Origin of the sequence: Streptomyces klenkii (genome assembly GCF_003626645.1) — a bacterium.
In the GTDB taxonomy this organism is placed as follows: Bacteria; Actinomycetota; Actinomycetes; order Streptomycetales; family Streptomycetaceae; genus Streptomyces; species Streptomyces klenkii.
This window is the reverse complement of the sequence record NZ_RBAM01000041.1, coordinates 1-11,802: the sequence shown is the minus strand read 5'-3', so window position 1 is coordinate 11,802 and position 11,802 is coordinate 1. Positions and strand designations below refer to the sequence as shown.

Below are 11,802 nucleotides of genomic sequence, written 5' to 3'. Positions count from 1 at the left end.
TCAAACCATCCAGGCTGTCGCAGCCATCACCTCTCACCAGCAAAGCACCCCCCAACCGTTAACCAGCCCCTGACCAGCGACGAGACGCAGCCAACGACGCCCCACGGCCAACCAAGCACAAGGACGTTACATCCCGTCCCGTTTGTGCTTCTACAAGGAGTACGGCCCGTCCGCGGCGATCCGGCCTGTTGAGATCGGGGTGCCGCCACGGATGACGAAGTCGCCCTCACCCAGGCCCGCCAGAGCCTCGTGCAGGCTCGGGGCCCAGGCCGCGAGGGGCTTGAGCGCTTCATCAACGTGCCTCCGTGCAGGGGACTCTGACACTCCGAAGCTGGCACCCACCTACGCGAACGACTCATTTTCCGCCGGTGGGCCAGCATCAGCAGGGCCTGTTTGAAGCAGCCCCGGCCTCCGCCAGGGCGACTTCAGCTCACGCCGGCGGGTGTAGATCAGCCACGAGACGTGCTCGACGATCTCATAGGGGACGTCGAGCGTGGAAGGATACGGATCCAAGCGAGGCTCCTCGGGCGAAGCGCGCGGTGCGTAGAGAACACCAGAGCAACGACCAGGAGCCTCGCCTCGTTGCACCCTCTGACCAGTTCCTCTCACCCTTCCGGGATAGAATGAAAGGGACTCGCTGAGTGCGTGTATTGAAGGAAAACTCGCGTTCGTGCCTTGATCTGTGTTCGGATCGGGCATGCTGTGAGGTGAAGTGGCGGACGCAACGCCTTGCCACCCACTCACGCACGGGCCGAGGCGCGTGAGCGAACCACCAACCAGTGCCATTCTCACCAGAGTCGCTCTACACGACGGCCTGCAGGAGGCCTAATTCGTGAGCACGCGAATGCTCGCTCCGGGGGGTTCTGTGCACTGCCGTATGCAGTTTCCGCTGACCGCGTCCCGTGGTTCGTGCGTCGGCTCCATGGCATTGTCTCGCTGGTTGTCAACGAAGGGCTTTTGCTGTGACTGTCCCACCTGGCTCTGTGTCAGGGGCTGCAGTGCTGCGGTATCCGAGTACTGCGCCGCTGTATCGTGTGGCCGAGCTGATGAGAAGTATCGGTCGTCCCGGCGAGGCTGCGGATCTCGTCAAGGCCGCTGCATCGGAAGGCATCCTGTACGCCGCGTACGCTCGGCTCACGCAGGCTCAGGAGCATGTGCTCGATCCGCCCCGCCACTTGACCCCCGAGCAGTGGAAAGCAGCGTTGGCAGCGGTGCGCGATGCTCGCCGTGGCGTTGACTGGCTGCACCGTCATGGAGACCTGCCCAATGGTCAGTCTCTGCTGGTGCAGGGCGCGTTCGTCATGCTGCAGGTGGCGGGGACGGGAACCCGTACCGTCCGGCTGGCGCAAGGTGCTGTCGATGCACTGGGCCACGTCGGCTCCCACTGCGCGGCCCTTGCGCTGGAGGGTGCCCCTTTGAGGTATGCACACATGCGTGGCCCCGAGCTGCCTGGGCCTCGTGCAGCCCGTTTGGCGGCAGCGGTACTGGCACGTGCCAGCAACATCCAGGGGTGCAGCTTTGCGCAGGAGCAGGCCCGTGTCGATCTGGTTGAGCGAGCGCGTATCCGGGCGCTTCAAGCGGCAGTGGGATAGTCAACAGCGATTCCGTCGTGTAACCGTGCCTGGCTTGCCGGCGTGGAGCACTTTCCGGGTACTCCTGTGGAGCCGGTGCGGTGCCCGACGACCTCCAGTGTCTCCCCCCCCGGACGCCATGTGCTATGCGGGCAGGGCGGCCCCTGGCAGTCGGTGACCGGGCGGGGTTAGCCCTTGGACACCTGCTGCCGGGCAGCCTGCACTGGAGCGTTTGCTGTGCCGTGAGTGGACTGATCCGGTTGTGCTGGACGGCTGGTTTTTATCACCTGCTGGGATAGTCGGGTGGTGTTGAGTTCGAAGCCGTTGTGCTGGGCCAGGTGCTGAACTCGCCTGTCTTGATGCTGAGTAGGAAGGCCTCCAGCTTGACCCGGGTGGTCCTTACGATCGCTTCAGGTGTGTCGCTTTCGCGGATCGCGATCTGGCCGGGAAGGTTCCCCAGCTCGACGCATTCGTCTCTGTCTCCGGAGAATGAGGACTTTTGCCACTTAACACCCGGTATGTCCATTGCTTGCCTTTACAGTTGATTTGCGACACTGCGGATGAAGTCCCCCGAATCCTTGGGGGAGAGGGATGTCTTTTTCGCGTACCGCAGAATGAAGCGGTAGTTTTCGAGATGCGATTCGGCATCGAGGAAGAGCGAGCCGTGCGCCGTGTCGATCTGCACGGTGTCCAGTTGCGGCACGGGGCCGGTGGCATAGGTGCAGGAGCTGTTGGCGCCGGGGAACGAGCCGTGTGAGAAGGGGATCACCTGGAGCTCGATGCCTTCGTAGGTGCTGACTTCGAGCAGTCGGTCGAGCTGGCGGCGCTGGCCCTCTCGGCCTGGATGAATCATGCGCAGTGCTGCTTCGTGCACCACGAAGGTGCACGGTGTTGTGGGGGTGCGCTGCACGATGCACTTCCGGCTCATGCGGTGTGCTACGCGACGGTCTACCTCGATCGGGCTGAGAGGCGGAACCGTATTACGGAAGAGGCTTGCCGCGTACTCTTCGGTCTGAAGGAGCCCCGGGATATACACGACCTGCATGACTGTCAGGCTCGTGGCGCGGTATTCCAGCTCTGCGAGGTCGAGCATGCTCGTGGCCAGGGTTCCCCTGAACTGCTCCCACCAGCCTTTGCCCCGCTCCTCTGCTATGCGCACCAGGGCATCGACGTATGCGCCGTCCGGGCACTGATAGAGGCCGGCAAGCGTGCGGATGCGCTCGGAGCTGACGCCGAGCCGGCCCGCCTCGACGTTGCTGATGCGGCTGCGGTCTGCGCTGATCAGGCGGCCGGCTTCGGTGGCGCTCAGCCCCGCCTGTTCGCGCATCTTGCGCAGCTCGGCGCCGAGTCGCTGCTGCCGAGCCGTGGGGGCCGCTCTCGGTGGCATGCCGCTCCTTCCTTGAGGTCCGGGAACAGTCTCGCGCGTGATCTTCCAGTGGTCTACCAGGTGCACGGTTTTCCTCTTCAGGGTTGCAAGGGTTTACCGCTCGGTTCTATGGTCCCCCCAGTACCGCGCAGCACGCCGGGAAGACCCGAAGTGCAGCCGTCTGCACGCCTGTTGACAGGTCTGGAGGCGGCCGAGCCACGGAACGGTGTGAGGCGCGACAACCCGTTGGGAGATCCGATGAGTACCGGCACACTCAGCAACCCCAGCACCACCACCCACGACGCGGGCGAGTCCTACGTCATCACCGCACCGGCCTTCCCGCCCACCGCTCGGGTGCTCCGCGACTCCGTGCGGGCCATGCTGTCGGGCACCTTCTCCGAGCTGACCGACGATGCGCGACTTTGCGTCTCCGACGCGGTGACGTACATCCTCCGCAGCAAGGACCACGGGCCGACCGTGACGATGTGCGTCTGCCTGTACAGCACCCGCCTGACGATCGCGGTCGAAGACGCTGCCGCTCCCTCGCGGCTGCTGTACACCCTGAGTACCCCCGACATGGGCGCCGAGCGGCAGCTCACGCTCATGCGCCGGCTCGCGTACTGGGCCGGTGTGTCACGGACGTGGGACGGTACGCGGCGGGCGACACGTGTCTTCTTTGAGCTGTCCACCGAGGGGACGGGCGAGGCGTGATCAAGCCGCACCGCGTCTCCGTGAGCCGATTAGGCCGTCAGCCGAACCAGCGCATCTGGGTGTACTTCGACACTCAGCTCCTCGTCGAGATGAAGCCCGCCACGGCCCGTGACCTCGCCTACGCGCTCGCCGACGAGACCGGCCTCGGCATCTTCCCGGCCGAGCCGAGCCGCGCCAGGATCCTCCGCCGATCCCGCACCCTGTTCCGCCGCACGCTGCCGTGGAATTCCCGGGGGGCGAGTCATGCTCGCCGATGACCCCCACCGCGTCGTCGTCGGAACCATCCTTCTCGCAGTGACGGGCCTTGGATTACTGCTGGCCCTGCTCTGGTGGCATCTGCCAAACCCCCACCGGGGATTCGCCCCGCCTCCGATCGGCAGCCCCGGGCACCGGTACAAGTGCAACTGCTATTCCAAGCCGATCACAGTCGTCGTCCTCGCCTCGATCGAGGACGAGCGCAAGTTCGCCATCCGAGGCCGACGGCAGCTCCGGCACACCCGACGAGCGCACCGGCCATGGCGCTGCATCCGCCGTCCTATGCCGCTCCGTCACGAGGAGAAGGGCGATACAGGATCGGAGAGACTGCCGCGCCGCTGGCAGTGAAGGCAACTCGCACGGAAATCCCCTGACGGTAGGACCCAGGGGCAGTCACCACTGGGTCTGCTGCATGCCCCCGAAGAGGGCGCCTCCACTGGCGTATAGCCGGAGCGGGGCGTCTCTGTGCGTCAGGGGCGAATGTCTGCCAGCCGGAGGGTAGGGGCGCAGCAAGCTCGCAGAGGCCAGCGCACCCGTCCGGGTCCGTCAACACGCTCTCGTGGCTCGGCAAGCCAGCCGTGGGTTGGCCGCTGTGCCGGACAAGTAGCGCTTACCCTGCCGCCCTCCGACCGGGCAAGGACGGCCAAACCTAGATCCGGAGGCCCTGCATCCAGGGCGATACACAACCCCCGAAAGGGTTAATCTCAAGGTTAAGTTGGAATGCCCAACAGAGATAAAATTCGATAGTGTCTGGAGTGGAGGTGAGGCACGTGCCAACTCAGGATGAGCTGTTTGCCGCGGTGGATGCGCTGCTGGAGGAGGAGCCGCAGTTGCCGCCGCCGGCGGAGCGGGCCCGGCTGCGGGAGGCTGCGGGCATCACTCAGTCTCGTCTGGCTCAGGTGCTGAAGTCGACGCTGCAGACGGTGAAGAACTGGGAGAACGGCAGGAGCGAGCCGAGGCCGCCGCGTCTGCAGGCCTACCAGCGCCTGTTGGAGGGCTGGGCGGCGAAATACCCCAAGATCACCACACCTGCTCCTGCGGCCGGGCCAGCATCCGAAACGTTTGCCAGCCGGATAGAGCAGCCGGCCCCCGTCGTGCCCGCCGAAGAGCCCGCGCCGGCCCCTGCCGCGCCCGCTGCGGCTGCGCCCGCGGAGGTGCCGCAGCAGCAACCGGGACCCATGGCCCGCCGCACGGCACCGCACCGCCCGGCGAAGAAGACCACCCCGACCAGGCCCGCCGTTGATCCGCGCTTCCCCCACGGCCCCCTCGCCGTGCTGGACGGTGACGGCTCGGCGTACTGCACCGGTGGCGTCGTGCTGGAGTGCCCGGCGACGACTATCCCGCAGCTGGTCGACTGGACCCTCAAGGAGTCAGGGATCGGCGCACCGCGTCTGCACCGCAACGGCAAAGACAGCGACCCACTGGTCGTCCTGACCGCATCGGCCGCTGTGAAGCTCGGACTCCCCGAGCGCCTGGAAGGCTTCGAGGCCCGCCGCTCCCTGCGTCTTCCAGAGGACCACCCGGTCGTCAAGCAGATCACCAAGACGCGATGGCAGCTCACCCAGCGCGGCTTCGGCCCCTGGCCCAGGATCTACCGCACTGCCCAGGGCAGTGAGCGGCAGTGCGTGCAACTGGCGATCCTGCCCTGGGACGCACTCGATACCCGCTCCTGGCCCGGCGTGTCCGACCTTCCACCCGCTGAACTCGCCCGCGTCCTGGGCACCTACGCCGAGCGCGTCATCACCCCCCGCGGCTCCACCGCCGTCTCCGGCCTGGAACTGATGACGGCGCTGCGCCCGCCGACGCGTGCAGTGCGGGACGAGCAGAGCGGCGAGTGGGTCTCCGGCTACAACCCGGGATCACTCGGCAGCAGTCCGGTGGACCCGGCGCCGCCGGAGGCCACACCGGAGCATCCGGTGGTCGTGGAGAGCGGCTGGACCGGCGGCTTCCTCGACGAGGAGGCCTACCAGTGGGTCCGTGACGTCGACCTCCTGAGCGCCGACGAAGTCGTGCTGCCCTTCGCGGTCGGCCTGGACATCAACACAGCCTTCCTGGCCGCAGCAGCAAGGCTGACCGTCGGCCTGTCCGGCCCTGAGCACGTGCAACGCCCGCGGTTCGACAAGAAGGCCCCCGGCAGCTGGTACGTCGACCTCTCCCACATCCAGCTCGACCCCCGCCTGCCCTCACCCTTCACACCGAGCGGCAAGCGGCCCGAGGGGCCGGCCTGGTACGAGACACACACCGTCGCCTACGCCGTCGAGCTCGGCTACGACATCCAGCCGGCCGAGGCCTACCTGCGCCGGCAGACCGGCGCCTACCTCGACCCCTGGCACGACCGCCTGAAATCAGCCTACGTCGACACCATGGCGGACCTGGGCGTCACAGCAGACCTGGACGACCAGGCATTCCTCGCCGCGATGGAGCACCACAAGCAGGTCGACCCCGGCATGGCAGCGGTCCTCGCCGCGATCAAAGCCACCGTCAAAGGCGGCGTGGGAAAGCTCAGAGAGCGGCCACAAGGGCGCCACTACCGCGACGGCGAGCGGTGGCCGGCCCTGGAACGCCCGACCTGGCGCCCGGACATCCGGGCCGCGGTGATCTCCAAGGCCAGAGTGAACATGCACCGCAAGATCCTCAAAACCGCGGAGGCGACCGGCTTGTACCCGCTGGCGGTGCTCTCCGACTGCGTCGTCTACCCCTCGCCCGGCCAAAGCCCGCTGGACTTCCTGCCCTACACCACCTCCGGCAAGCCACTCCCCGGCAGTTTCCGTCTCGGCTGCACGCCGGGCCTGGTGAAGGTCGAAGGCGTACAGGAGATGCCCTGGGCGGTGGACCTCATGGAGCAAGGCCTCAACCCGGCACGCCACATCAAGGACGGCCACGACGCCGTCCTTGAGGGAGGGGAGTAACTCGTGGCACGCCGGATCCAGCCGCGTAACGCCGACACTGACGACGCCCTGGTGGCCGACGCCGTCGAGCGCGCAAGCCAGGAATCCTTCACCCACGACGCCCCCAAGACGCTCCAGGGGCAGATCAACTTCCTGATGCGGACGATGAAGACCGCTAAGGCCATCGCTGAGGAAATCGGCGTCACCGCCGACTCCGTCAACCGCTACCGACGCGGCACCCGCAAGAACCCGCCCAAGCAGATCGCCGACCGGATCGAGGTCGCCGTGAAGACGCGCTGGCAGCCCCGAGTCCGTCAACGGGCGAAGAAGAAAGCCGCGACCAGCACCGGCATCACCGTCGAGGCCCGCGCCTACTTCGGCTACCACGCCCCCATCGGCACCACCGACGAAGCCCGCCCCCGCCGGATCACCGCCCACCTCAGCCCGGAATACGCCCGACGCCTCTTCGACGCACAGAAAGGCATTGGTACCCAGACGCCCAACGAGGTCATTGCCGAAGGCCTCCAGAAGGAGTACTTCCAGGATTACGGGCGCCGTGCTTCGGGTCTGGAAGTCGAGTTTACGGGCATCGATTACATCGACTTCAAGTTCTGAGTGAGAGAACGCGGCGCACTGCGAGATAATATGATTGAGTCGCAGTGCGGTGGTTGTCGCGACGGCAGGCTTGGTGTCGCGAGGTGACGGTAATGCCCTTTTATCGTTGCCGGAAACGTCCTCGCGGTGGCCCATTGAAGGTGTTGACGCCCTGAGGCGCTGAAGGGAAGATCGCAGGGATGCATGAATACTCCTGGCCCGATGACGGCGTTGAGATCGGTGTGAGAGCCCAGACTGTCTGGTCAGCGACGCGCGAGGCGCTCCCTGTAGGAACGCAGGTGATTGGCGAAGTCATCGGCCGACAGCCCTTTGGTGTCTTCCTGCGAATCCACGGTGCCCCAGATGCTGTCGGCCTGGCCGAGATCACGGCAATGCCTCACGGCAATGCCTCACGGCGCCGAACTGCCGCAGGTCGGTGCCCAAGTCAGTGGTGAGGTTCTCTGGCATGCCGAGCACAACCACCAAGTGAAGATAGCGCTCAGCGAGTGGAGGCCGGCTGGGGCGTGACGGGTCACATCTGCGGAGTTGCTGGGTGTCAAGTGGGATGCATTTTTGGTGACAGGTGGCTTGCTTGGCAAGTGCAGAACGTGTAGGCGGGGCTCCCTGGTGACGAACCCTTGTGCTTCGGCTCAGTTGTGGTCAGGTGGCTGGAGCCCGACAATGGGTACCCCGACCACATCTGCCTACGTCTCCCGATTCTGCAGACTGTCCGGTGCCACGGAATTCGACACCAAGCATCTGAGCAGCAGCTTGCGGCTGTGCGCTCACCTCGTCATGTCCAGGTCCAGCAGTATCCCCTGCTGCCATGGCGCGCAGGTCTTTCCGCACTGCCTGCCGGCGCCGCAAGGTGATGCTTTAACGACGAGATCCCGTTGACGGGCCCCTGAGAGTATCACCGGAACGCATGCCCACGCTGCCGCCCTGCCCCGGGGCTCATCGACATAATTGCTCGCCAAATCCAGCATGGCCGCTGAGCCGAGCAGCTGAGGCCATGTTCGAATAAAACCGGGCTGAGCCCCTGAAAGCGCCGACAGTACCAACAGGCTCGCACCGCCGCCCGACGTCGTACACAACTGACAGGTTCGCCGGGCGGTGACTGGTCTGTCTGTCTCGGCAAGCGGAGAAGGCGAGTGGCAGCCGGACTGCCCGGGCGCGCCAGCGAGTCGCTGCGCGATGTCCACCGCTCCGCCGGCCGCTTGTACTTCACGGCGTCGTCTGGCTCAGGTGGCCCCTCACAGCTCACAGCTGTGAGCCTCACAGCCTCTTTCCCCAGGCAGACGGGCTGACCTGTGAGACCTGTCAGCTGTGAGCAAGCCTCAATCGCAACGACGCCAACCAGCCTTGGCCTGTTCGCCCAGAACCGGCCGAGGCAGTTAGGTTCTGCAAGGCAGCACCTATGGGTGAGGCCCTCTGAGCACCGGGCGTCGCCAGGTTCACCCAGGCGAGGCTGAGGTCATGCCTCGGCCATGCTGGCTGGACTTGGGTGGTCCCCATGGAGGGCGTCCGGGCTGTGTACTTCAAGTCACCCACTGTCCCAACATATGCCGGGGCTATGAGGTGCATGCACGGGAATCGTCTCAACCGAATCGCCGGGAGGGCGAAGGCTGCGTTGACGAAAATGACGGCCACGCCTGTACAACGGAGGGGAAGTAGTTGCCCGTTGAACTGCTGGCGGTCGGCGAACCAGCCGAGGTTTACGCTTTCCGCTTGTATCTGCGCTGAGCGATGACCACGGTCTTTCCGTCTGAGGGGATGGCGACCGCACTGGCTCCAAGGTCTGGCACCTTTTCGCGAAAATGCTTCCGCCACAGACGATGGGAGAAAGCACGCGCTGTCTTCCTTCCTCTCAACCCACATGTAGGCGACGGGGAGTCCTAGCACTCTATGCGGGGCCCTGAAGATACAGCTCGGTGAGTCTCGCTCGGGGGAGATCGAGCAGGATTACTGGCATGGCTCCGAGGAAAGGCAAGTTCCGGGATGCCTTTGTGGTGTGTGGCGCGGCCTCCGGGAGTACAGCGGCGCAATGGAGCTACCCTGCGTCCCCTGCTGGAGGGGAATGGAGAGCGCTCGCACTGAGTGCGGTTCTTAGAGCTCGTAACACGATCATGGTTTGCGGTTGTTGAGACGTCTCCAGCAGATGAGGCCGCAGGCCAGGGAGACAAGGGCGTCGTGGAGTTCGAGGCGTCGTTCCCAGCGGACGGCCAGGCGCTTGAACTGGTGCAGGAGCGAGAAGGTCTGCTCGACGACGTAGCGGAGTTTTCCCAGGCCCTCGATGTTGGGTGCGCCTTTGCGGGAGATGACGGGCAGGATGCGGCGCTTGCGTAGTTCCTTTCGGTTGGGGTTGCTGTCGTAGCCCTTGTCGCCGAGCAGGGCGTCGGGGCGTCTGCGCGGTCGGCCGGGCCTGCCCGCGACCGGTGGGATGCCGTCGACGAGTGCGAGGGTCTGGGTGACATCGTTGACGTTGGCCGCGGTGGTGATGACCTTGAACGGGGTGCCCTTCCCGTCGCAGATCAGGTGGTGCTTACTGCCCGTCTTCCGGCGGTCGACCGGTGACGGGCCGGTGCCGGCTCCCCCTTTTTCGCGCGGGTGTGGGAGGCGTCCACACACGCACGGGACCAGTCGAGTTCGCCGACGGCGTGCAGTCTCGCGAGCAGGATGCGGTGCAGCCGGTCGAAGACGCCGGCCTCGTGCCAGCGGCCCAGCCGTCGCCAGCAGGTCTGCCCGGAGCCGAACCCCAGCTCCGGCGGGAGGAGTTGCCAGCTGATGTCCTGGTAGAGCACGTACAGGTTGCCCTGCAGGCACAGCCGGTCGGACACCGGCCTCGGCCCCGGCGACCGCTCGGGCCAGGTCGGCAACAACGGCTCGACCACTGCCCACAGTCCGTCGTCCACGATCCACGGCCGCTTGCTCACACCCTCACGAACAGCCGAAGCACCCCTGACGTCACGGCTGACCAGCCAAACTCAACAAGATCGCGTTACGAGCTCTTATGGTTGCAGCATTCGATACCAAGTGACCTCCGTGTTCGAGGTGAAGCCGCAAGGCCTGAGAGTGGTGCTCTTGGAATTGAGCTGGCCGCCGGTAAGGAGGGCGTTTCGACAGTCGGCCCGCTCAGGCCGCCTTCCCCTTCGGCTGCCCATGCGGCCACGGCAGGTCGAACTCGGGACGCTCACGGTGAGTGTGCTGAGGAGAGCCACTCACATGTGTCAGGACGCTCGTCGCTGCACGGTTATGCGATCACTTCCGTAACGCCGTTCACGGCTCTTCTGACCGTGCTCGCGCCCCGCCGGGCCGCCGCGCCATCCGACCTGGACTTCGGGTTCTGACTATCCGCGGCTGCCTCATTACGGCACTGCGGGCACAGAACTTCGTCGGCCACTGGGCGGAACAACCGCGCCTGAACGTGCTCGCCCTGGCATTCCCGTGTACCGGAGAGCCGCGATCGCCCGCCGTTCGCGCGGAGCTCGGCGGCACGCTGCTCTGCAAAGGTCGGTACCGGAGGCATCTTGCGGAGAAGCCGGTGACGGATCAGGCCGGCCGGAGAATGAACCGTTAAGGGAAGCCTCTCCGTCAGGGCTTGACGGAGGTCTCCCATTGCGGCGCCGCGCCGAAACCACTCGCCCACCAGCGGTGCCAGGCCTGTCAGCTCAGGGCCGGAGAGCCGGAGTCGTCGTTCTGTGTGAGACCACAGCGAGGGCTAACGCGCCCCGCTCGGCCAGCGATTCAGGGACAGCAGGAACATCCGGCATGGGCTCCGAGGTCTCGGCAGCAGGGAGCGCTTCCTGCCTTTCGATCTGGGGGTGAGCATCCTCCGGGTCAGCCGGCGCAGGGGGAGGGGAGGGAGGGTTGGAGATGTTCTGCTCAGTGTTCTTTTGGGAACGGCCGACAGGCCGGTTCTCCGGCTGGCCGACGGTCGGGATGTGGTCCGCCGGGCAGCCGTCCCGCGCAGCGATCGCGGCTTGTGCGGAGAGCGGCACGTTGGAGATCAGCTGTGTGGTCGACCACCGGCCGCCCTCGCCCTGGCGCCGCCACTCGTGAAAGTAGCCCTCCGCCGCGAGCTGGCGCTTGGCACGGATGAACCCGGTCTTCTTGATCCCTGCCCGCTTGGCCGTCTCCGACAGCGGCTGATCAAGGCCCTTGGGCAGCGATAACTGCCAGGTCAGCAGTCGTACAGCGTCTGACGACAACCGAGGGTGGCGGATGATCTCGTTCGACACCTGCGTGAAGAACGACGCAGGCGGGATAGCATGCCTAAGCATCCCGGGGTCTCCTAGAGATCTTCTCGTAACTCCGTAACTGTGCTGCGGTGATGTGGGTGTTGCGGAGTTCTGGGCTCGGGTCAGCCGGCGAGGGCGAGGTTGTGCATGTGGGCGACGCCGCTGGTGGCCCAGAAGAC

At 65.8% G+C, this 11,802-nt stretch carries 9 protein-coding genes; 5 read left to right on the top strand and 4 right to left on the bottom strand.

Annotation, left to right across the window (positions count from 1 at the left end; translation table 11 throughout):
• Positions 1 to 1,034: 1,034 nt before the first annotated feature.
• Positions 1,035 to 1,592 carry a hypothetical protein gene (locus tag D7231_RS36335; RefSeq protein WP_147449861.1) on the top strand — a complete coding sequence of 186 codons (558 nt, stop codon included), beginning with the start codon at positions 1,035 to 1,037 and terminating at the stop codon, positions 1,590 to 1,592.
• A 262-nt stretch (positions 1,593 to 1,854) separates the two neighbouring features.
• On the opposite strand, the gene D7231_RS34230 is transcribed toward D7231_RS36335, so the two are convergent.
• Entirely contained in the window at positions 1,855 to 2,097 is a 243-nt protein-coding gene (locus tag D7231_RS34230) for a DUF397 domain-containing protein (RefSeq protein ID WP_120760204.1), read from the bottom strand.
• Between the two features lie 9 nt (positions 2,098 to 2,106).
• A complete protein-coding gene (locus tag D7231_RS34225) occupies positions 2,107 to 3,024 on the bottom strand; it encodes a helix-turn-helix domain-containing protein (RefSeq protein WP_324197183.1) in 918 nt (305 codons plus the stop codon).
• Between the two features lie 171 nt (positions 3,025 to 3,195).
• On the opposite strand from D7231_RS34225, the gene D7231_RS34220 reads away from it, so the two are divergent.
• The 4 genes from D7231_RS34220 (at position 3,196) to tpg (ending at position 7,406) form a co-directional block, all read left to right on the top strand.
• Positions 3,196 to 3,648 (top strand): ATP-binding protein, encoded by a 453-nt coding sequence (locus tag D7231_RS34220; RefSeq protein ID WP_120760199.1) that lies wholly within the window; start codon positions 3,196 to 3,198, stop codon positions 3,646 to 3,648.
• A gap of 20 nt (positions 3,649 to 3,668) precedes the next feature.
• On the top strand, positions 3,669 to 3,905 hold the full coding sequence (locus D7231_RS34215; RefSeq protein ID WP_147449860.1) for a hypothetical protein: 237 nt from the start codon (positions 3,669 to 3,671) through the stop codon (positions 3,903 to 3,905).
• A gap of 768 nt (positions 3,906 to 4,673) precedes the next feature.
• Entirely contained in the window at positions 4,674 to 6,812 is a 2,139-nt protein-coding gene (gene tap, locus D7231_RS34210) for a telomere-associated protein Tap (RefSeq protein WP_120760194.1), read from the top strand.
• A 3-nt stretch (positions 6,813 to 6,815) separates the two neighbouring features.
• On the top strand, positions 6,816 to 7,406 hold the full coding sequence (gene tpg, locus D7231_RS34205; protein ID WP_194962780.1) for a telomere-protecting terminal protein Tpg: 591 nt from the start codon (positions 6,816 to 6,818) through the stop codon (positions 7,404 to 7,406).
• Between the two features lie 2,103 nt (positions 7,407 to 9,509).
• On the opposite strand, the gene D7231_RS34200 is transcribed toward tpg, so the two are convergent.
• Both D7231_RS34200 and D7231_RS34195 read right to left on the bottom strand, forming a co-directional pair.
• A protein-coding gene (locus tag D7231_RS34200) for an IS5 family transposase (protein ID WP_242000068.1) occupies positions 9,510 to 10,318 on the bottom strand; the annotation gives its coding sequence in 2 pieces (ribosomal slippage) (positions 9,510 to 9,998 and positions 10,001 to 10,318; 807 coding nt in all).
• A 735-nt stretch (positions 10,319 to 11,053) separates the two neighbouring features.
• Positions 11,054 to 11,623, bottom strand: coding sequence for a hypothetical protein (locus tag D7231_RS34195; RefSeq protein ID WP_147449859.1), 570 nt, complete (start codon positions 11,621 to 11,623; stop codon positions 11,054 to 11,056).
• Between the last annotated feature and the right edge of the window lie 179 nt (positions 11,624 to 11,802).